20 protein-coding genes are annotated in these 21785 nt (G+C 58.4%); 11 read left to right on the top strand and 9 right to left on the bottom strand.

What is annotated here, in order from left to right; all coding sequences use genetic code 11:
* The first annotated feature begins 29 nt into the window (after positions 1-29).
* From NCHU2750_RS28395 to NCHU2750_RS28350, 10 genes are all read left to right on the top strand, one after another.
* Positions 30-1625, top strand: a complete 1596-nt coding sequence (locus tag NCHU2750_RS28395; RefSeq protein ID WP_010974864.1) for an ABC transporter substrate-binding protein — start codon at positions 30-32, stop codon at positions 1623-1625.
* 88 nt (positions 1626-1713) lie between these two features.
* On the top strand, positions 1714-2928 hold the full coding sequence (locus NCHU2750_RS28390) for an acyl-CoA dehydrogenase family protein (protein ID WP_010974863.1): 1215 nt from the start codon (positions 1714-1716) through the stop codon (positions 2926-2928).
* A gap of 79 nt (positions 2929-3007) precedes the next feature.
* Positions 3008-3838 (top strand): quorum-quenching N-acyl homoserine lactonase AiiB, encoded by an 831-nt coding sequence (gene aiiB / locus NCHU2750_RS28385; RefSeq protein ID WP_045023430.1) that lies wholly within the window; start codon positions 3008-3010, stop codon positions 3836-3838.
* Between the two features lie 291 nt (positions 3839-4129).
* The gene (locus tag NCHU2750_RS28380; RefSeq protein ID WP_234907590.1) at positions 4130-5278 is read left to right on the top strand and encodes a sugar ABC transporter substrate-binding protein; all 1149 of its coding nucleotides are present in this window, start codon (positions 4130-4132) and stop codon (positions 5276-5278) included.
* A 2-nt stretch (positions 5279-5280) separates the two neighbouring features.
* Positions 5281-6861 (top strand): sugar ABC transporter ATP-binding protein, encoded by a 1581-nt coding sequence (locus tag NCHU2750_RS28375; RefSeq protein WP_233278969.1) that lies wholly within the window; start codon positions 5281-5283, stop codon positions 6859-6861.
* Between the two features lie 10 nt (positions 6862-6871).
* Complete coding sequence (locus NCHU2750_RS28370; RefSeq protein ID WP_010974859.1) at positions 6872-7906, top strand: ABC transporter permease; 1035 nt, start codon at positions 6872-6874, stop codon at positions 7904-7906.
* A gap of 156 nt (positions 7907-8062) precedes the next feature.
* Positions 8063-8632, top strand: coding sequence for a peroxidase-related enzyme (locus tag NCHU2750_RS28365; protein ID WP_010974858.1), 570 nt, complete (start codon positions 8063-8065; stop codon positions 8630-8632).
* A gap of 53 nt (positions 8633-8685) precedes the next feature.
* A complete protein-coding gene (locus NCHU2750_RS28360) occupies positions 8686-9891 on the top strand; it encodes an acyl-CoA dehydrogenase family protein (RefSeq protein WP_010974857.1) in 1206 nt (401 codons plus the stop codon).
* 139 nt (positions 9892-10030) lie between these two features.
* Positions 10031-10654 carry a peroxidase-related enzyme gene (locus tag NCHU2750_RS28355; RefSeq protein ID WP_052816127.1) on the top strand — a complete coding sequence of 208 codons (624 nt, stop codon included), beginning with the start codon at positions 10031-10033 and terminating at the stop codon, positions 10652-10654.
* Positions 10655-10668: 14 nt separating this feature from the next.
* Positions 10669-11565, top strand: coding sequence for a haloalkane dehalogenase (locus NCHU2750_RS28350; RefSeq protein ID WP_049783284.1), 897 nt, complete (start codon positions 10669-10671; stop codon positions 11563-11565).
* A 134-nt stretch (positions 11566-11699) separates the two neighbouring features.
* Here the strand turns inward: NCHU2750_RS28350 and NCHU2750_RS28345 are convergent, their stop codons facing one another.
* From NCHU2750_RS28345 to NCHU2750_RS28305, 9 genes are all read right to left on the bottom strand, one after another.
* Positions 11700-13325: a GMC family oxidoreductase gene (locus tag NCHU2750_RS28345; protein ID WP_010974855.1), complete on the bottom strand. Its 1626-nt coding sequence runs from the start codon at positions 13323-13325 to the stop codon at positions 11700-11702.
* Positions 13326-13484: 159 nt separating this feature from the next.
* On the bottom strand, positions 13485-14255 hold the full coding sequence (locus NCHU2750_RS28340) for an SDR family NAD(P)-dependent oxidoreductase (RefSeq protein ID WP_012654998.1): 771 nt from the start codon (positions 14253-14255) through the stop codon (positions 13485-13487).
* Entirely contained in the window at positions 14252-14404 is a 153-nt protein-coding gene (locus NCHU2750_RS30735; RefSeq protein ID WP_154965369.1) for a hypothetical protein, read from the bottom strand. The genes NCHU2750_RS28340 and NCHU2750_RS30735 overlap by 4 nt, the downstream gene beginning before the upstream one ends.
* Positions 14401-15648, bottom strand: coding sequence for an LLM class flavin-dependent oxidoreductase (locus NCHU2750_RS28335; protein WP_045231679.1), 1248 nt, complete (start codon positions 15646-15648; stop codon positions 14401-14403). The genes NCHU2750_RS30735 and NCHU2750_RS28335 overlap by 4 nt, the downstream gene beginning before the upstream one ends.
* Complete coding sequence (locus NCHU2750_RS28330) at positions 15645-16520, bottom strand: LLM class flavin-dependent oxidoreductase (protein WP_080803237.1); 876 nt, start codon at positions 16518-16520, stop codon at positions 15645-15647. The genes NCHU2750_RS28335 and NCHU2750_RS28330 overlap by 4 nt, the downstream gene beginning before the upstream one ends.
* Positions 16521-16729: 209 nt before the next feature.
* A complete protein-coding gene (locus tag NCHU2750_RS28325) occupies positions 16730-17689 on the bottom strand; it encodes an aliphatic sulfonate ABC transporter substrate-binding protein (RefSeq protein WP_045231682.1) in 960 nt (319 codons plus the stop codon).
* Between the two features lie 26 nt (positions 17690-17715).
* A complete protein-coding gene (locus NCHU2750_RS28320; RefSeq protein ID WP_080803206.1) occupies positions 17716-18519 on the bottom strand; it encodes an ABC transporter ATP-binding protein in 804 nt (267 codons plus the stop codon).
* Positions 18516-19340 (bottom strand): ABC transporter permease, encoded by an 825-nt coding sequence (locus tag NCHU2750_RS28315; RefSeq protein WP_233278968.1) that lies wholly within the window; start codon positions 19338-19340, stop codon positions 18516-18518. The genes NCHU2750_RS28320 and NCHU2750_RS28315 overlap by 4 nt, the downstream gene beginning before the upstream one ends.
* 554 nt (positions 19341-19894) lie before the next feature.
* Positions 19895-20767: a PhzF family phenazine biosynthesis protein gene (locus NCHU2750_RS28305; protein ID WP_045231683.1), complete on the bottom strand. Its 873-nt coding sequence runs from the start codon at positions 20765-20767 to the stop codon at positions 19895-19897.
* Positions 20768-20884: 117 nt separating this feature from the next.
* Between NCHU2750_RS28305 and NCHU2750_RS28300 the strand changes: the two genes are divergently transcribed.
* On the top strand, positions 20885-21781 hold the full coding sequence (locus tag NCHU2750_RS28300; protein WP_045023424.1) for a LysR substrate-binding domain-containing protein: 897 nt from the start codon (positions 20885-20887) through the stop codon (positions 21779-21781).
* Positions 21782-21785 lie beyond the last annotated feature (4 nt).

The raw sequence follows: 21785 nt of genomic DNA, 5'->3' as shown, positions 1-21785 counted from the left end.
CCCGAAACTTCACGAGCCAGGAGAATTTCATGATCAAACTGTCGCGCCGGACGTTCAACGCCGCCCTCGGAATCGGCGCATTGGGTACCGCCATACCCGGTATTTCGTTCGCTCAAACTACGCCGGTGCGTGGCGGTACCGCCCGCATCGTCGCCGCCAGCGAACCCGCCATGCTCATCGAATTGTTCCAGAACACCGGCAACGCCGGCGTCGGTTCCCGTGTCATCGAAGGGTTGTTGAAGGTCAGTTTCGACCGGACCTTCAAACCACATCTTGCGGAGAGCTGGGATATCAGCGCGGATGGAAAGACCTACACTTTTCACCTGCGCCCGGGCATCAAGTGGCATGACGGTCAACCGTTCACCTCCGCGGACGTTGCATTCTCGCTGCTGACGTTGAAGGAAACCCATCCGCGCCGGCGTGTGACGTTTGCATCGCTCGAAAAGATCGACACGCCCGATCCACTGACGGTCGTCGCCCAGTTCAAGACACCGGTTCCATTCCTGTTGCCGGCCCTTTCCGGCATCGCTTCGCCCATCATCCCGAAACACCTCTACGAAGAGACGGATATTCGGGCGAACCCCTATAACGCAAAACCGATAGGCACGGGCCCCTACGTGTTCAAGGAGTGGGAACGCGGCAGCCATATCCTGCTCGAACGCAATCCCGATTACTGGATCAAGGATCTGCCCCTGCTCGATGCTGTGGTGACACGGTTTATCGTTGATGTCAGCGCCCGCGGGGCGGCTTTCGAGGCGGGAGACGTCGATGTAGGCTATCACACACCCGTGCCGCTCGACGAGATCAAGCGCCTTGGCGACGATCCGCGCTTCGGCGTCGAGACTCGCGGTTACGAGCTTGAAGGCAGTCTGAACCAGTTGTTTTTCCGTCTGGATCATCCGATTCTCAGCGATCTGCGTGTTCGCCAGGCTTTCGCTCACGCCATCAATATCGACGACTACATCCGTCTCGTCTGGAAGGGATATGCTGTGCCGTCCCCGACCGCGATTGCACCGTCGATGGCAGAATATCACGATCCAAGTATCGGCTTCTATGCCTTCGACAAGGCCAAGGCGGAAGCGCTTCTTGATGAGGCCGGCCACAAGCGTGGTGGTGATGGGAAACGGTTCGCGCTGCGCCTTACCTACAATCCTGTCTACGGGCCAACCCGTGTCGGCGCAGAATTCCTCCGATCCGCCTTCGGCGACATCGGCGTCGACGTGGCGATCCAGAGCTACGACTACGCGACCTACATCAAGAGCGTCTATACCGACGCGGCCTTCGATATCGACCTCCAGCATCTTGCCAACGGTTATGATCCGACGGACGGCATCCAGCGCGGCTACTGGTCGAAGAACATCAAGAAGGGCGTGCCGTGGTCCAATCACTCCGGCTACAGCAATGCCGAGGTCGATGAGATCTTCGAGAAAGGATCGATCGAAATCGATCCGGCGAAGCGCAAAGAATACTTCGTCAGGTTCCAACACATCCTTCACCGCGATCTGCCGGCGGTAAACCTCGTTCAGTTCCAGAACCTGACGCTCTATCGCAAGACGCTGCACAACCACACCGAGGATTCGTCCGGGCATTCGGTCGACTTCGCCGCTGCGTGGCTGGGAAGCTGAGCTTTATCCGGCAGGCGGGCTCCACAGGCGCCGCCTGCCACGTAGCGCGACAACACCGTCATTATTTCCAAATTGTAAGTGAACGCCCTTGACCCATCATCCTCATACCTGGCCGACAATCGACACACCCGCATTCCGCACACTCGTGGCAATTTTCCGGCCGGTGTTCGCCGAAATCGCCGAAGGCTCGCGCCAAAGAGATGCGACACGCACACTCCCGCGCGATGAAGTCGCAAGGCTGAAAGCGCTCAAATTCGGTGCGCTGCTTCTCCCCAAAGATAAAGGCGGTTTGGGAGCGACACCGCTGGAACTCCTTGCATTGCTCGTCGAGCTTGCAGAGGCAGACTCGAATGTCGCGCAGATCTTCCGCGCCCATTTCGGATTGCTCGGACAGCTTCTCGACGAACCATCCAACGCCTGGACGAGGCGTTGCATCGACATCATCGGATCCGGGGAGATCATCTCCGCTGCAGCGACGGAGGTTGGAAATGCCACGCTTGGCAAATTTTCGACTTCCATCATAAAAACCAATGAGGGCCATCGTCTCAACGGCCAGAAATTCTATACGACCGGCGCTCTGTTCTCGGAATGGATGACTGTCAGCGGCTTGAACAATGCTGACGAGCTGATCATAGCGCTTATAAAAACGACGGCGCCAGGAACGTCCATTGTCGATGACTGGAACGGTTTCGGACAGAGACTGACCGCCAGTGGGACCGCCGTATTCGATCAGGTCCTTCTGCACGATGACGATATTGCGCCATCGGCATCGCGGTGGCCGTTCCTGACGGCCTTCGCTCAATTGGCCCATCTGGCAACGCTTGTCGGAATCGGGCGGGGGGCGTCCACTGCCGTTGCGGACTATGTGCGGTCACGCAAACGGACATATTCCCACGCGGCTGCCAGCACCGCGAGCGACGATCCGCAGGTGCTCCAGCTCGTCGGTAAGGTGTTTGCCAATGCGCACGGGGCAAACTCGATCGTACTTTCAGCCGCCGACGCCTATCACCGCGCTGTTGCTAAAGGCTGCAGGGAAAGAACGGAGATCGGCAAACTCGAGGTGCAGATTTACCAGGCACAGGTCGTCGTCCACCAACTCATCCTCGATGCGACGACCGTCCTCTTCGACGGACTGGGAGCGTCTGCGCTCAGCAACGAGTTGGGGCTGGATCGCTATTGGCGAAACGCCCGCGCCATCTCCTCCCACAATCCGGTCATCTACAAGGAGCGTCAGATCGGTGATTTCGCGGTTAACCGCAGCCTGCCGCCGGATCTTTGGACCACCGGCATTGGAAAGGCCTAGCGGATGTTTCGCGTCGAGGCTGGTCAACCTCACCTCAGCCGGCGCTGAACCAGATCGCGTGACTTAATTAGGAGATCTTATGGGAAATAAGCTGTTCGTTCTCGACCTGGGTGAAATTCGTGTCGACGAAAACTTCATCATCGCCAACTCCACTTTTGTCACGCCGCAGAAGCCGACGGTGAGTAGTCGTCTGATCGACATTCCGGTCTCCGCCTACCTCATCCAATGCACCGATGCCACGGTCCTCTACGACACAGGATGTCACCCGGAATGCATGGGAACGAATGGCCGGTGGCCCGCGCAATCGCAACTGAACGCGCCCTATATCGGGGCGTCGGAATGCAATCTGCCGGAACGGCTGAGGCAGCTCGGCCTTTCACCGGACGATATTTCGACGGTGGTCCTGTCGCATCTTCACAATGATCACGCCGGTTGCGTCGAGTATTTCGGAAAGTCGAGGCTGATTGCACATGAAGATGAATTCGCAACCGCAGTCCGGTATTTCGCGACGGGGGATCATTCGTCGCCTTACATCGTCAAGGATATCGAGGCGTGGTTTGCGGCCCCACGAAACTGGGATCTTGTCAGTCGCGATGAGAGAGAAAGAGAACTCGCGCCTGGAGTGACCCTGCTCAACTTCGGAAGCGGCCATGCTGCCGGGATGTTGGGTATTGCCGTGGAGCTTGAGAAGCGGCCCGGGTTTCTGCTCGTTTCAGACGCTTGTTACACCGCCACAAATTATGGTCCTCCGGCCCGCCGAGCCGGCGTTCTCCACGATACGATCGGTTACGATCGGACGGTCAGCTATATCAGGAAATACGCCGAATCCCGTTCTCTCAAAGTCCTCTTCGGTCACGACCGGGAGCAGTTTGCGAGCCTGATCAAATCCACGGACGGATTTTATGAATAAGGAGCTCGCCAGGACTTCAACTGGCGGCGGCCGCGGCTGTGAAAACGCCAAGGCAACTACCCCAGTAGAACTGCCCAATTGCCTCTACCTCAAACCGCATAAGCCAATTCACCCTATGAAAGGATCCTTCAAATGACTTCATCTAAAGTAACTTCTTCACCCTTATCAAGCTCGCTTTCTCGCCGCCGTCTGCTCCAGGCAGGGGCGGGTCTTGCCGTGGCGGGAAGTGGATTTCTGCCCAGCTGGGAAGCACGCGCTCAGAGTTTTAAATCCGCTCCGCTGCATCAGCTTTTGCTGCTGAGCAATGAATGGAACACCATCATCAACGATGCGGCAAAGCGGGCCGCAGCTGTTCTCGGCCTTCCCTATAGTTCGACGACGTTCAACCTCAACGATGGCACGGCCGTTACGCAGGCGCAGTCCGCCGCTGCGGCAGGTGCAAAACTCTTCCTCATCGTCAGCGCCGACGGGAGCAGTCTGAAGCGGATTGCCCGGACAGCGCAAGAGGGCGGCGGCTATGTGGTCAATGTCGGCAACAACATTCCCTGGACATCTCCGATTGACGCCGGAACCGGCTTTGCGCAGGCAATCGTTGCGCGTGAGGACGGAAATCGCGGCGGTAATATGTATGAAGCCGTCAAATACACCATTGGCCTGGCGGTGAAGAAGTTCGGGCCGGACGCCAAATTCCTGCATATCACCGGTTCGAAGGGTTCATCCTACGACAATCTGCGCACGGCGGCCGTGAAGCGTGCGCTTGCCGAATTTCCCGGTGTAACGATCGCCGGAAGTCTGCCAGGCAATTGGAGCGCCGAGGAAGGGCAGAAAGCGACCGAGGACCTCATCGCCCGCCACGGCGTGCCCAACGGCATTATCGCCCAGAATGATGGATCGCTGACCGGGGTTCTGGCAGCGCTGCGCGGTCTCAAGATCGAGGCCGGTGAGGAAGTGCTCACGGTTGGAGCGGATGGCGCAACCGATATCTTCAGGGCAATCAAGGCCGGAAAAGTCGCGGCCACCGCGTTCCAGTCTCCGGCCTATTACGGTGTCCAGGCTGTCGCCCGGCTCTTCGATGCTCTGAACGGCTATGAGGCGTCCGCCCCGGAAAGGTTCGTGGGGTTCAATGGGCTTCTCGTCACCAAAGACAATGTTGATGGTGTTCTGGCGCGCTACGTGGACAATCCGAACCTGCCCTTCGATCCGAAGCTGCTGTCGCATGTCATCAGCGGCGACAAATGGGACCCTCAGGCGCCGCTCGCCCCGATCAGGTACGACGACTACTTCACTGCCACCGGCATCGAGAAGCCTGCAGATTACCGACCTCAGGCAGACTATGCCAAGTCTATCGAAACGGGCGAGTTCGACGCTGTCACGAAGCGCTACGAGAGCGCCTACAAACTCAAGCTGGACGACTTCAGCTTCAAGGGCATCAAGGCCTGAGAATGTCCATTCTGAGCGTCGAGAGCCTCACCCATTCCTTTGGTCCTTCGCCCGCCCTTCGCGATATAAACCTCGCGATCCGGTCGGGAGAGGTTGTCGGTATCGTTGGGGAAAATGGAGCTGGCAAGTCGACGCTTCTTAACGTGCTTTCCGGTACATTGAAACCATCCAGAGGAACCGTAGCGATCGGCGGCACGCCGGTCGCCCTGGAAAATTATTACGAGGCCAATCAGCGCGGGATCTGGCGGATCTTTCAGGATCCCGCGCTGATCGGGGCCCTGCCTGTCTATGAGAGCCTTTTCCTCGGCCATGAAAAGCGTTTCACGCGCTTTGGGGTGCTGAATAAGGCGAAGATGATTGATATTGCCCGCGACCTCGTGCGTTCCATGGGTATCGCGGTCGACGTCAAGCACCTGATGCTGAACTACGACTTCGCCACCCGGCAATCGCTGGAGGTCTGTCGGGCAATTCTGTTACCGAAAGTGCTGGGGTTGCCCTCCGGTTTCGTACTCTTCGACGAGCCGACAACCGGGCTTAGCCGTGCCGAGGTGGTCCGGCTTCTGGAAAGCATGGGCAGGCTTCGCAGGCAAGGCGCGGGCGTGGCCTTCGTTTCGCATCGCCTGCAGGAAGTTTTCGACGTCTGCGATCGGCTGATCGTCCTGAAGGATGGTGCGATCGTCGGAGAAGGGCCGATTTCTCAGTTCGATGAGGCCGGATTGCACCGGTTGATGGTCGGCCGGGCTTTCGAAAGCACGACGCCGGGCAAGAGGTCGACGCTCAATGAAGAGCCCTTTCTTGTCGTCAAGGGGCTTTCACGTTCCAGCCGACCGTCGGCAGGGCAACGCTTAACGCACCTCACCGACATTTCCTTCAACGTCGGAAAGGGCGAGATCGTCGGTATCGGCGGTCTTCTGGGATCGGGCAAGGGGCAACTTCTGCGCGTTCTGGCGGGCGTAACCTCCCATCGGGACGGCACGGTCGAGCTTGGGGGCATGCCGCTTGCAGGATCTATCGCCCAGCGGAAACAAAGGGGCATCGCATTCATTCCCGGTGATCGGTCGAACGAAGCGGTAGTCGTGACCGCGGATGTCGCATCGAACATTTCTCTGCCGAGCGGTCATGCCGGCGCTCGCGGTTTTTCCAACGCATTCGGCATCTGGCGTTCTGCTCGTGAGCAAAATGTCGCCAGACAGATGATCGTGTCCCTGCGGATCAAGGCCGTTTCAGGTCAACCCCTGCGTACACTGAGCGGTGGCAATCAGCAGAAGGTATCATTGGCGCGCTGGATCCATCGCGAGCCGGTGCTGCTTCTGATAGAGAATCCAACCGCTGGCGTGGATGTGGGAGCCAAGCGTGAAATCTACGCGCTTTTGCGAGATCTTACCGCTCATGGCACCTCGATCCTTTACGTTACAGATGATCTCCCGGAGCTGATCTCGCTCAGCGACCGGATACTGATCATGCGAGATGGTCGGATCGTCAGCGATATCGACAACCGCCAAACGCTCACGACCGAGCACGCCCTTGTCGCCGATATGATTGGTCCCGCCTCGAACGAGAAGACGCCGATTGTTGCGCCTTGAAGAGATTCCTATGATCCCGAAGCAGATTAGTGAAATTGAAGTTCCGCAGGCAACCGGCAAAATAGAAACCTGGAAGGCGCGTGTTGCAACGGCCATCGTTTCGCGCGAACACCGGGCGACCTGGCTGCCAGCATCGGCGCTTCTCATTCTTATTGGCTACTTCGCTTTCCAGCAGCCCGCATTCTTGTCGCCGCTCAACCTGACGGTCATGGGAGCCCAGGCCGGGCCACTGCTCTTGATCTCGCTCGGCGCGACCTTCATCGTGCTAATGGGCAGCATCGACCTCTCCGTTGCTGCTGTCGCAGCGCTCGCCTCCGCGATCAGCGCCGTTCTCCTGCAGAAATTTGGCACGGGTTACACAACGGCCCTCCTCGCCGTGCTCGGTTTCGGCATCGCTGCCGGCCTGCTCAATTCCGTTCTTTCGACAGTCCTGCGGCTGCCGTCGTTCATTGCAACTCTTGCGTCCAGTTCCATCTTTACGGGCATCATGCTGCACGTGCTTGATGGCACTGCCCTGTTCGTCAACGACGACGACTTTTCGATGCTCGCCAACGGGCAGATAATCCCGCGGGTGCCCAACGTCCTTCTCCTTTCGCTGCTGCTTTGGCTCGTGCTGAGCCTGACAACGTCCCATACCCGGTTCGGCCGGTACATCGTCGCGATAGGGGCTGGCGAGCGTGTCGCGAAACTGAGCGGCATCGCTATCAACCGCTACAAGACCTATGCGTTTGTGCTTTCAAGCACACTCGCTGCGATCGGTGGGTTCTTTCTGTTGTCGCGTTTGGGTTCCGCTACCCCCTCAATCGGGGACGGGTATCTTCTCGACACAGTCGCTGCAATCGTCGTTGGCGGCACGGCACTTACAGGCGGGGTCGGCGGCGCACAGCGCACCCTGCTCGGGGTCGCGCTTATCACTATCCTGAGCAACGGCCTGAACGTTTCTGGCGTCAGCACGTTCACCCAGGAAATCGTCAAGGGCGTTGTTATTGTGATTGCCGTGCTCACGACGATCGACCGCGTCAGCCTTCAAGACATCGTGAAATGACGACACAGTGCCCCAAGCAACGGCGATGAGAAAGTTTTTCTCCCCACGCGTGCGAAATTAGATTCGTCTAGTTCGTCTATATTTTTAATAGACAATATTAATAGAGAACTGACTTCCGTTTATTCAGTCGCCCCCTCAATATCGACGGAGAATGGCATGACAACGATCGACGGGCTGGCTCGGAGCCAGCGGATTTCCCGTTTGCGCATTCCGGACGAATCCGAACTGCCTGAAGATATTCAGGCTTTAGTTGATCGTCACCACCATGAGAACTGGGTTCGGGCGCTTTCGCTCAATCCTGACACAGCTCGCCGCTTCACCGGTCATTTCGAGCATCTGTTCGCGGCGACGGGCAGGCGGTTGCCGCTACAGGATCGCGAGTTAATCGCCGTGGTTGTCTCAGCGACGAACGGATGTGGCGTTTGCGAGATTCATCACACGCGCGCCTTTGGCGACCTGCTCAATGATCCGGGTTTTGCTCGTCGGGTCGCGCTCGACTACCATCTCGCCGACTTGTCAAAGCGACAGCGGGCTTTAGCTGATTTGGCGGTCAAGGTGACTCTAAGCCCCAAAACTATCTCGCAAGCCGACTTCGAGAAGCTCAGGGATCTTGAGCTTTCCGATGAAGAATTATTGGAGGCTGTTGAAACAGCTTCCTGGTTCAATCACACCAACAGGGTCACTATATCTTTGGGGATCCTTCCGGATGATAAATTCTTCTCATAATAACCGATTTTCCAATAGTCCGTTTAAGACTCAAGGAGGACTAAAGGATCAGTATGGGCACTTATTCCCTTGATACAAAATTGGAGGCAGGCCAACATCTCCTTGATGAAGTCTTGCTTCACACTTTTCAAAGTCGCGCTGCGGATTATGACCGGGAAAACCGCTTCTTTTTTGAGGATCTCGCCGATCTCAAAGCAGTCGGGTACCTACAGGCAGCACTGCCGGTGGAATTCGGGGGCCGGGGGCTGACCCTGTCACAGGTACTGGCCGAACAGGCGCGGCTTTCTTATCATGCACCCGCCACGGCACTGGCAATCAACATGCACCTCTATTGGATCGGTACTGCTGCTTATCTCTGGCGCCGTGGCGATCACTCAACCGACTGGATCCTCGAAGAGGCGGCAGCGGGTCGGATCTTTGCAGCCGGCCATGGCGAGCCAGGCAACGATCTTGGCCTCGCAGGCTCCAACGTGGTGGCCGAACCACTCGCCGACGGTGGCTACCGCTTTCACGGACGGAAGATTTTTACCTCTCTTTCACCCGTCTGGGACTGGCTCGGAATCCATGCACTCGATGCAAGCGATCCAGCCACACCAAAAATTGTCCATGCTTTTATTCGCCGGCAGGATCCCGGGCACCACACACGAGAAACCTGGGATTCGCATGGCGTGCGCGCGACGCGGAGTGATGATACAATCCTGGAGGGAGTGATCGCGGCAAAACCTTATGTAACGCGCGTGCTTCCAGCCGGCCCGCCGAACGATCCTTTTGTTGACGGCATCATTGCTTCGGCTGTTCTTCCGATCGGTGCTGTGTACTACGGCATTGCCAATCGCGCGTTCGACATCGCGGTGGAAACGGCTAAATCCCGCGTTTCTCCGGCACTCTCCGGTCGGACCTATGCCCATCATCCGCAAACACAGGTCGAAATCGCCAAGGCTTCTATAGAACTCGATAGTATTTGGGCTTTTCTCAGCCGCGTAGCGGCGGAATGGACCGAGGGCGTGGATCACGGGCTACTCTGGCCAACCAAATTGCTTGGCGCCAAACAGCACGCTGTCGATGGGGCACTCCGGATCGTTGATCGCGCCAGCAAGGTTGCCGGCGCTAGCTCGTTGCTCCGTCGAAACGAACTGGAGCGGCTGACGCGCGACGTCCGTTCCGGCCCCTTCCATCCGCCGAACAGCGACGCGACCCACGACCTCATTGGCCAGATCCATCTCGGCGTCTTTCCTCCGGCAGCGCAAGCCGCCGAATGACATGGCGATCTTTGCAAGATTCGTTGGCGTGGCGGACTCATTGCTACTCGACGCATCGTGGCGATCGGGGACGTAGTCGCCGCAAAGGGATTTTAACAGCGATCTCGACTTCAACCCCACAATCGGGAGACTTTCCATTATGAGCCAGGCAACAGCGCCCCATTCCGTCACTTCATCTCCCGTATCGACCGGGCAGTTGGAAGAGCCCATTTCGCGTCTTCGCGTTCCGACAGAGGACGAACTGCCCCAGAAATTGCGCGACATCCATATGAGGATTCGAAAGAAGTTCGGTTTTGTCCCGAATTTCCTGACGGCGCTGTCTGCCAATCCGGGTACCGCTCTGCGTATTATGGCCTTCTATGAGCACCTGTTCGACCAGAGCAACAGCCATCTCAGCGCATCCGAGCGTGAGTTGATCGCAGTCGTGACGTCTGTAGCGACAGGCTGCAGCTATTGCGTGTTCAACCACCGCCCGGCGTTGGCAGCCGCCCTTGGAGATCGTGTGTTGGCGGACCGGATTGCTCGAAACCATAATGATGTGACGTTGGCACCACGCGAGCGAGCGCTGGCCGATTTGGCGCAGAAGCTGGCCACTACGCCCCATAGTGTGGGCAGTGACGACTTCGCCCGGCTCCGAGCAATTGGCTTCAGCGAACCCGCGATTCTGGAGGTGCTGGAAGTCTCTGCTTTCTTCTCCTACGGCAATCGTTTGACCATAGCATTGAACGTGCTTCCCGACCCTCAGTTCTTCGTTTCGGCTTGAAGGAACACCGTCACATGACTGAGAAATCACCACATTCCGCCTTTGGTGACGGCGCGAAAGCGTATGATGTGCCGGCATTCGGCCTGCAAATCCACACGGTTGAACATGGTTCAGGTGCGCCAATCGTCTTTCTCCACGGCAATCCCACGAGTTCCTATCTGTGGCGCCACATATTCCGCCGTCTCCATGGACACGGTCGGCTATTGGCCGTCGATCTGATCGGGTACGGCCAATCTAGCAAGCCTGATATCGAATACACATTGGAGAATCAGCAGCGTTACGTTGACGCTTGGTTCGACGCCCTCGACCTAAGGAATGTGACGCTGGTTCTGCAGGATTATGGCGCAGCGTTTGGACTAAACTGGGCCAGCCGGAATCCAGACCGCGTCCGAGCCGTGGCCTTTTTCGAGCCAGTGTTACGGAACATTGATTCGGTGGATCTGTCACCGGAATTCGTCACCCGCCGGGCGAAGCTGCGCCAACCGGGCGAAGGTGAAATCTTCGTTCAGCAGGAAAACCGCTTCCTGACTGAGCTTTTCCCCTGGTTTTTCCTTACCCCTTTGGCGCCGGAGGACCTAAGGCAATACCAAACGCCGTTTCCGACGCCGCACTCGCGCAAGGCGATACTCGCAGGACCACGCAATCTTCCTGTGGATGGCGAGCCAGCAAGCACTGTGGCATTCCTGGAACAGGCGGTAAACTGGCTCAATACGAGCGATACTCCCAAGCTACTGCTGACATTCAAACCTGGTTTTCTACTCACCGATGCCATATTGAAGTGGAGTCAGGTTACCATCCGTAATTTGGAAATAGAAGCAGCAGGCGCTGGGATCCATTTCGTACAAGAAGAGCAACCCGAGACGATCGCACGCCTCCTGGATGCATGGCTAACACGCATTGCAGGAAATTAGGCAGAACGTTACCAATCATCCCTAATCAAACAGAAAAGTCATTGCGAACCAGGTCCAGGTCTCGGATCAAAATATTCTCCTTCTGAATTTGGGCGGCACCCACAGACGCTGAACCTGTCAATGTCGAACGACTATCACGACAAACTATCCTCCAGGATCATTGCCGCCCCCTTCTCCCCAATCATGACGGTGGGTCCGTGCGTGTTGGAGGATGGCATTGTCGGCATGACGGACGCATCAACGACTCTCAGTCCGTCAACACCGATCACTCTCAGTCTCGGATCGACGACGCTTGCGGAATCCGTACCCATCTTGCACGTTCCGATGGGATGGTAGGACGTCAGACCGGTTGTTTTTGCCCATTCCAGGATGTCCTGATCGCTCTGCAGACCCGCGAGGTCGTTGTCCCGTGAGACCATAAGATCATCAAAGACCGAATCCGAGGCAATTCTGTTGATGAATCGAAAGGCACCGAGCATCGAGCGGAGATCCTCCTCGTGTGAAAGGTAGTTCGCAACGATCGCCGGCGGCTCCGCGGCGGCGCCCGACCGGATGTGGCTGGAACCCGTCGAATTCGGCCTCAGGACGAACGTCGAGATGCTGAAGCCGGGAAACTCATCCAGACGTCCGCTGATATTTCCGGTATTGTGGGGTGCACTGAAATGCAGCATCTGGATTTTCACGTCCGCCCGTTCGAGGTCCGACCGGGTTCTCACAAATGCATGGGCTGTCGCCCCTATGGTAGATAGGGGACCGCCGCCTCGCGCAAGCCAGCAAAGCATGGCGCGTACCTTCCAGACGTAGCTGTGTTGGACATCATTCAGGGTGCCGCGGAAACGGGTACGAAATCCGACGCGCACATTAAGGTGATCGCGCAGATTTTCTCCGACGCCCGGGAGGTGCACCAGTGGCACGATACCTGCCCGGCCAAGCACCTCACCGTCCCCTATACCCGAAAGCTCAAGCAGCTTCGGGGATTGGACGGTGCCGCAGGATAGAACGACCTCCCGCCGTGCGATGGCACATCTCAGGCCATCAGCCGCGCGATACTCCACCCCGATCGCTCTCTTCCCTTCGAAGAGGATGCGGTTTGCAACAGCGCCTTCGCGAATGGTCAGGTTAGCACACCTGCTGGCGGGCGAGAGATAGGCACGGTCTGTGCCATGACGCAATCCCCGGCGCTGGTTGAACTGGAGATAGCCTGCGCCTTCCGAAATACCCGCATTGTAATCATCCTGCTGTGATACCTGCATGTTACCGCAAGCCTTCAGGAAGGCATCAGAGAGAGGATCTGCTGGACGGTGCCTGGTAACCGTCACAGCCCCGCGCTGCCCTCTGCTCGCCGGATCACCGGGAATGTATGTTTCGCTGCGCTTGAAGAAATCCAGCAGATCGCCATAAGACCAGCCGGTACAGCCTGAGGCAGCCCAGAGGTCATACTCCACCGGGTCTCCCCGTACCCAGAGCATGCCATTGATGAGAGAGGAACCCCCAAGTCCCCTGCCGCGCGGCCAGACAAGTTCCCTGCCATTGAGGCCGGGTTCAGGCAATGTCGTGAAGTTCCAGACTGCATCCTCTTTCGCAAGCGCGAACGGAGTCAATATCGGCAGCCGGAACCGGATGCCGGACTGCTGTCGACCAGCTTCCAGGAGCAGAACCCGCAAGTCCGCACGCTCAGCCAATCTTGCAGCGACGGCAGCGCCAGCGGATCCTCCTCCGACGACGATGAAATCGAATTCATCAGCTTCTACTTGCTTCAAGATTTTCTTCCCACGTGTTGAGAATGAAACTTTACCGGCGTTCCTGTTGAACCGTTTCGCCTCGAACGAGCCAGCGCTGCGTGGATTGAGACCACTTCATCAGTTCCTGTTTTCCTTTGGTCCGGTCTCTGCTTTTCCAGAAAAACGTGTTTCGCTCGATTAACCGGCAAGGAACCCCCCGTCGCAGGGGATGATTGCACCAGTGACATAATCGGAGGCGTCGCTGGCCAGGAAGATCGCCAGGCCCGCCACATCGGCGGGCGATCCCCATCTTCTGGCAGGGATGCGCTCGATGAAGCGGGTGACCACTTCAGGATCGTGGCGCAGCTTTTCAGTCAGGGCGGTGACCATAGCGCCGGGCGCTATGGCATTGACCCTTAGTCCTGAAGGTGCCCATTCATTCGACAAGGTCTGAGTGAGCAAGGCGATCCCTCCCTTGCTGGCTGCATAGGCAGCCGCATTGTGGCCTCCCCTCAGACTGCGGATGGAGCCAATGTTTATTATTCGTCCGCGGCCTCGGGGAAGCATCAGCCTGGCTGCATGCCTGCTCAGCGCGAAGGCCGCAGTCAGATTGACCTCGATGATCCTGTCCCACATCTCAAGCTCCATATCGAGCGACGGCGTGTCGTCCCAGATGCCTGCGTTGTTGACAAGGACATCGATCTGGCCCCCCAGTCGCTCCACAGCTTCATCGAATCCGCGCTTCAGGTCGCTACGGTCGCTAAGATCGGCCGTGACAATCTGCCGGTTATCGGCCGGGAGGTCAGAGCTTTCCCATCCACGGTCGATGCAGACGACATCAGCTCCCACTTCTAAGAAGCCGTCAGCGATAGCGCGCCCGATCCCCCGAGCGCCGCCCGTGATGACGGCCCTCCGACCGGAAAGGTCAAACAGCGTCGAGATGTTGGGGATTTGCGAAGGATATGTCATGACAGGCCCACCATCATGGGATGCGAACGCGAGCCCTGCACGCCGCTTGCAAGTCCGTAATCGACTGACAGGTCTTTAAAGACGTGCGTATCCCGAACATGCTCGGAATTGTGCCGCCGCTGTCCGGTGGAACCCTGTTCGATATTCATGTCTGGAATGCCCATGACGGCGCGGGCGGGCTGATGGGCAGCCCAAGGTTCTCGCGAAGCGTATGTCCACGATAATCGCGATCCACGAGGCCTCGACGACGCAGGATCGGGATGACCTCGTCCACAAACAACTCGAATTCCGCAGGCAATTCATGGGGCATCACCATAAATCCGTCCGTCGCCCCTCCCACAAACCAGGTTTCTGCCGCATCAGCGATTTGTTCCGGCGTGCCGATAACAAGATGATGGCCGCGGCTTCCGGCCAAGGCGCTGGCCAGTTGCCGGATGGTTAGTGGCGATGTGCTGTCAACCAGGGATGAAATGACCGAAAAGCGGCTCTTGATGCCCTCATACAGATCGATGTTCCCGAGTGTCCGCGGCAGGGGCTCGTCGAAATCGAACGCGGTCAGGTCGATACCGAAACTCTGTAACCAGCCATGTGAGGCGTGGGGCAGGATCAAGTCGTCAAGCGCCTTCTTCTTGCTGCGGGCCTCTGCCTCGGTGGAGCCGATGACAAAGCTGAGGCCCAGGATAAGACGCACATCATCGGGGTTTCGGCCATGCGTCACGGCGCGGCGCCTAAGGTCATTTCTGAAGTCCCTGCCAGCTTCGAAATTCCATTGGGCGCTAAACACCAGTTCGGCGAAACGGGCCGCGAAATCTCGCCCCGTGGCGGAAGACCCGGCCTGCACCAGAACCGGGCGGCCCTGGACCGGACGGGCAATCGGTGCAACATCGTCGGGGACCGGTGCGCCGTCCCAGTATGCGAGCACCTGTTCTGTGTTGCGCGCGCCCAATTCATAGCGCTCGGCATGGGGGATCGGCTTATCGAGGCCGTAGTTGGCACCGGCCGCCGGCTCGCCCGAGGTCACGATGTTCCAGGCAGCGCGGCCTCCAGTGGCATGGTCGAAGGTCGAAAAGACCCGGGCGACCTCAACCGGATCGGAGAAGATCGCCGAGCCCGTGGCGATGAAACCGAGATTCTCGGTTGCTTGAGCGACCGCAGACAAGAGCGTGACGGGTTCGACTTCCCAACGCGGGCTGTACATGACCGCAGGATTGAAGATGAAAAAGTCGGCCATGAACACGGCGTCGAATCGTCCACGTTCGGCAGTCCGGGCGAGTTGCTGGAAGTAATCGAGACTGTGAATCCGCTCGGGCTGTGCGCGTTCCGTCCGCCAGGCTGCCTCGTGGTGGCCGCACAGCAGGGGATTGACCAGAAGAGCGAGAGGACGGCTGGTCATGCGGAAACTCCATTTCTTCTAAGGGCAAACAGGCTTTCCGGACGGGATAACCCAAGCGTGTCACGCAAATTGCTTCCGCGCGGCTTTGACCATAACCCAATATCTCTCGCCGCCCGCGCGACGGCATCGATCCGTGGCGCTACACGGACAGTCGCTCCATCAACGTCCCCATCGTTGAGCAGTGCATGCATCGACGCGAGATCGCCAGTGTCTGCAACGATACTTAGGAGGGTGGTATTTCCCTCGGCACGAGGTGCGAGGGGCTTGTTCGTGCTCTGACCGGGGACCGGAACGATTTCAATGATGTCCGCCGTGGGCCATGCGCCTTCGGCAAGATCGGCAGCGAGGACCTCTCGAACCAGGACCGGTCGACCTTGAGGGGCGCGTGGTATATCGAGCGGGCCAGCTACCCTATAATATTCCCCGATGTGATCGAGCCGATGAACCTTGCTGATGTCGACATAAATTCCACTCTCCTTGTCGTAAACGGCGGCATCGTCATCCCAGCTATCCAGGAGGTGGCTGACGGCATGCACGAACTCCGCGATCCGGGCTTCGTCAGGCTCATCGGCAGTCGAATATGGCTTCCAGCCTGCCCGTCCACTCGAGAGGTGATCAAGAGACGCCAGACGGCGTGCAAAATCATAAGGCAGAGCCGTATCGACGTTCACCGCCGCAACCAGCCCGATCTGCTCGGTCCTGGCCGCCAGCGCGGCCAGGATTGTTGTTGGATCCAGGATGGTTTCCCTGCCCCCGATAGTCAGTGTCGTGAACCCAGCCTTTTCAGCCGTTCGGGCGACCGTAACAAGATCTGCCGTAGTGATTGGGTCTGATATCATCAGCCCAAGACCGAATACTTGGCGAACGCCCATCAACATACCCTTCTCATTTCGCTGAACGCGTGTTCGTATTGCTGACCAGACCCAAGTCGCGTGAACGTGCGTTTTTGGTCGAAAAATCAAGATCGCAATAGTTCCGGGTCTGATCCTCCGGATGCCGCCAAAGCCTCGGAACGAGGTGACCGGTGGTATTCATAAGAAACGCATTTGACCTGATTTTCTCGGGCATCCTCTGCCTCGCGTTAGAAATTGAAAAAGGCCTGATCCGCGAAGTTGGATACTTCGAAGGTTTGCCTGATGAAGTGGTTGTCCAGGAGGAACTTCACGGAATCCGCCAGCTCTGCCTGATCCGCCTCGGTTACGGTCGGTTTCCACTCGAAACGGGAGAAGGCGAGCTCAGTCTGCTTTGGCGTCAGGCCCACTACCGGCGCGAGGACCTGGGCTGAACCGGCCGGATCAGAGCGCAATGCCTCGGCCCCGCGCTTTACCGCCTGCAAATATGCCTTCAGCACATCCGGATGCTTGGCGGCGAAGCTGCCTAAGGCGACTATCGGGTTGAGGTTACTCTTCAGGCCGGCGCCGTCTCGCAGGGTACGCGAGACACCCTCGCTGTCCAATTTGGTAAGTAGCGGTTCCCACACCAGGACGGCATCGACGTCGCCCTTGGTAAGGGCGATGCCCATGTCCTGCAGGCCAAGATTGAGAAACTCCACGTCGGAAATCTTCAGGCCGGCCTCGGCCAGCACCAGCACCAGCAGCTCATGTACATTGCCGCCGCGCAGGGTGGCGACCTTCTTGCCCTTCAAGTCTTTCACTGTCTTCACCGAACTGTCCTTGAGCACTACCAGCGCCTCAGCCTTGGCCCCCTTGCAGGCGAGGCCTACAAAGCGAGTATCGATGCCATTGGCGAAGGCGATGAGGGAGGGCGTGTCGCCCAGCGCGGCAATGTCGAGAGCGCCCGAGGCGAAGGCCTCGTTCACCGGCGGACCGCCCGCGAACTGGTGCCACTTTACCTCCACGTCCTTCAAGCCGGCCTTGGTAAACTCCTCATCTACCCAACCTTTTTGTTTGGCCAGCAGGATGGCGGAATAAGGCACGAACGGCATGAATCCAATGTTTACGGTCTCCGCTGCAGCGGAACCGGACCAGAGAAGTGCGGCGGCGACCAAGGCAGTGGCAGTTTTGGCAATGTTTTTTAGCATCTTGGACGACTTTCTTTCAAAATGAGCTAATTGCGGTGGTGGAAAAACTGGGCATGCAACTCATGGCGCAGACGGGCGAAGGCGGGATCGCCGCGGTCGCGCGGATGGGGCAGCTCCACGGTAAACCGCGCACGTACACGGCCGGGACGATCAGAGAACACCACGATCTCGTCTGCGAGATAGATGGCCTCCTCGATGTCATGTGTGATGAGCACGGTGGTCAGATTGTCAGTATGGCGGATGCGCAGCACCTCGTCCTGCATCTGGAGGCGGGTCAGCGCATCGAGCGCACCGAAGGGCTCGTCCAGCAGCAGCAACTCCGGCTGGTGCGCAAGCGCGCGCGCGATGGCGACGCGCTGCGCCATACCACCGGACAGTTGGTGCGGATAGGACCGCCCAAATCCTTCAAGGCCCACCAGCTTCAACTTCTCAGTCACGACTCGCCGCTGCTCCGCCTTGGGCAAACGGTGGAGACTGAAGGCGATGTTCGCCTCCACCGTCATCCAGGGAACGAGGCGGTGGTCCTGGAACACGATGCCTCGGTCGAGGCCCGGTCCCTTCAGCGGCCGACCGCCCAGCAGCACCGTCCCGCCGAACTGTGGTTCCAAGCCAGCGACGATGCGCAACAGGGTACTCTTGCCGCAGCCGCTTGCACCGATGATGCAGGTGACGCTGCCGTCCCGTACAACGAGATCCACATGGTCCAGAGCACGCACTTCCGACCCGTCAGGCCGACTGAAGCTTTTGGAGACGCCCTGGACCAGCAGCGTATGATCGGTAGCGGCGGGGGGTGTTGTAGGGAATGCGGCAGCGGTCATATCACCCCTCATAACCCGCTGAAGCCGGCGCGCCAGCGCACCAGACGTCGCTCAGCGAAGCGTAAGGCATCGTCGGTCAGCTTGCCAAGGACGCCGAGGGTAATCATTCCCGCAAGCACAACGCTGGCATTCGACATTACGCGGCCGTCCATGATGAGGAATCCGATGCCACTCGATGCTGCGATCAGCTCGGCTGCCACAACACACATCCAAGACATGGTGATGCCGAGCCTGAGCCCCGACATGATCTGCGGCAGGGCGCCGGGGATCATCACCTGACGGATGAAGTTGAGCCGTGGCACTTCCAGCACCCGAGCTAGTTCCACATAGCGGACATCAGTCTGATGGACAGCGTCAAGAGTGCTTACTAAAATGGGAAAAAAGGCGCCGAGGACGATGATGAAAATTTTGGCCTCCTCCCCAATACCGAACCACAGGATGGACAGCGGGATCCAGGCAATAGGCGGGATGGGTTTTAACACCTGCACCATTAGATCAGCCAGCCGGTTCAACGGCCCGATGAGCCCCATAACGATGCCAAGCGCGAGGGCGAGCACAGCGGCGATGCCGAATCCTTGGAGCACACGGGCGCTGCTTACCGCCACATGCTCGGCAAGCTCCCCACTCAATGTCATGTTCCATATGGTGCGAACGATGGTTGATGGGGCCGGCAGCAACACGGGTCGCACGGCTCCAAAATCACATGCCACCTGCCAAACGGTGACGAGCACCACAAGCGGCCCCACTCGAACGGCGAACGCGGAGAGGAGCGCGAACGGGCGATACGACGGAACTGAATGACCAATGGTGGTAGAGACAGCTTGCTTACTCACGATCCCTCCGCCCTCCCGGCTGCCACGACGTTGCGTTTGGCGTCCAGGAAATGAGAGCCGAGGAGAAGGGCGTCTCTCGAATTGAACGCACCAGAATGGACAGACCGTTGGCTGTCATCCAACCTCCTCGTCGCAATTGTAGGGTGAACCTCGTTTTCCGCGTGCCTTACGGTATGGACTTAAAACGAGCCTGAGCCTGCCAGTCTATAAAATCTATGTATAAAGTCATGAAATGTTGTTCTCTTTTATGGGCACGAGGAAGCAAAGTGAGTTTTCTAAGTTGTTCAAATGCAGATTTTTTGCTGCGGGCCATCACGTACTGGCTTTGGGGAGCGGCAGGGCAAAAGTCTCGCGTCGGCGCCGCCGGTACAGTCGTTATGGAAAATGCCGCGATCCTAAAGAATTGGCATCACGTGTTCGAGGAAGAGAGCGCCGTTGGCTCGCATAAAGGGCGGCAGCACGATAAAGTCGTCGCCCCAGAACCAGGAGACGTCACAGCGCCGGCTTGCTGGAGTTTGAAGGATCGGTACGGGCGCTAGGACCGGGTGCAAGCATTAAAGCCGGATCACGCCTCTCAACACGACAATGCCTGTCCCGGAGAGTTCCGGTTCGGGCTTCAGCCGGATATGCAGAATGCTGCGGCGGCCCATCTTGGTACCTTGTTCGATCACCAATTCGTTGTTCCTGAGGTTTCCCGTGGCTGCAAGATACGCCGCCAGAGGGCCAGCGGCGGTTCCGGTCGCAGAATCTTCCCACAGGCCAACGGTTGGATTGAAGAACCGGGCGTAGGCAGTGTTCGGTGCTTCGGCATCGAACGCATAGACATAGCAGCCTTCCGCCGCCGTCTTTCTCAGAACGGCGAGGAGCTTGCCGGCATCGGGTCGCGCCTCGTCAACCGTGCCGGCATTGCGAACGCGCACCATCAGATGAGCCGCGCCGGTGTCAGCGGGACGTGGCGGCGGTTCTGACAGAATGTCGCCCAGACCGAGGCCAAGGGCGTCGGCGAGAGGCGCGACATCACTGAGCGGGTCCGACAAGCGCAGCGGCGCCTGGCGCATGCGGCCGTGGACGCGACCGCCGATCAATTCGAGCTCGATCGGCAGAACATCCTGACCGATCTCCTGCTGAAAGGTCCGGGCGGTCGTCAGCGAACCGAGATTCCCATGTTCTCCTAGCCAGAGCCACGCACCGAGTGCGTTGTGGCCCGCACCGAACACTTCCGCACCGCTTGCGGTGAACGACCGCAGTTTCCAATCGGCACGTGCGCTCCGAAGTATGAAGGTGGTCTCGGCCTGATTGAATTCACCGGCGATCCGCCGCATCACATCATCGGTAAGGTCGTCGGCGTCCTGCACCACCGCGAGCGGATTGCCGGTCAATGGCGCGTCTGCGAAGACATCAATGAGACCTGCGACCAGTTCGACCATTTTCCCTGCTGCCTTGAATGAGTTTATTTTGATAGGGTTTGACGATCAGCACTGTACAGCCGCTTATACAAATAGAAAAAGTCAAATTACTCAGCTTCAAGGTGAACTGGATTCAGCATGAGTCGCTCTCGCTTGCCGCCATTGTCCGCCCTTCGCGCTTTCGAAGCCGCTGCACGGCGGGCGAGTTTCAAGGCGGCGGCTGAAGAACTCTCGGTGACGCCGACGGCCATCAGCCATCAGATCAAGCAACTCGAAGCCCATATGGGCCTGCGCGTCCTGGACCGGTCGCCGAGAGCGGTGACGTTAACGCCGCAGGGCAAGACCCTGTACGAGGCGACGGCCTCTGGTTTCGGCGAAATCGAAAGAGCAGTCACGCGACTGCTGGCAGATACGACCCCGACGACAGTCACCCTCTCATCCACCACTGCTTTTCTCAGCCACTGGCTGGTGCCGCGGATGGACACGCTCCGCCAGGCTGTTCCGATGATCGATCTCCGGCTGCATACGTCGAACTCCGTCGAGGACTTGCGGGCGGGTGGTGTCGAGACTGCAATACGTTACGGGCGTGGTCCCTTCCCCGGCGTGGTCAGTACCTACCTTTGCCGTGACGTGATGACACCCGTTTGTAGCGCACGGCTCGGTCTGTCCCACCCTGATGATCTGCGGCGCGCTATACTGATTCATATCGACGGACGAAACCGGCCCTCGCCGGAACCAGACTGGTTGCGCTGGTGCGCGCAGGCCGGTGTGGCCGACGTCGACACCAGTGTCGGACCCCGCTTTCCCGATAGCATGCTAGCCGTCCAGGCGGCTATCGCGGGACAAGGCGTGGTCATAGCCAGCCGGGTTCTGGTAGCGGATGCGCTTGCTGCGGGCTTGCTGATAGCGCCTTTTTCCGGGGAGCTTGCCGGAGATGCCTATCACTTTGCCTGCGCTATTGGGTTAGAAACAAGAGCTGACATCGTCGCACTTAGGGAGTGGTTTCAGGCATCGCTCGGGCCAATGTGTCATTAACGGA

The organism is Neorhizobium sp. NCHU2750, from assembly GCF_003597675.1.
In the GTDB taxonomy this organism is placed as follows: Bacteria; Pseudomonadota; Alphaproteobacteria; order Rhizobiales; family Rhizobiaceae; genus Neorhizobium.
This window is presented reverse-complemented; position numbering and strand designations above follow the sequence as displayed.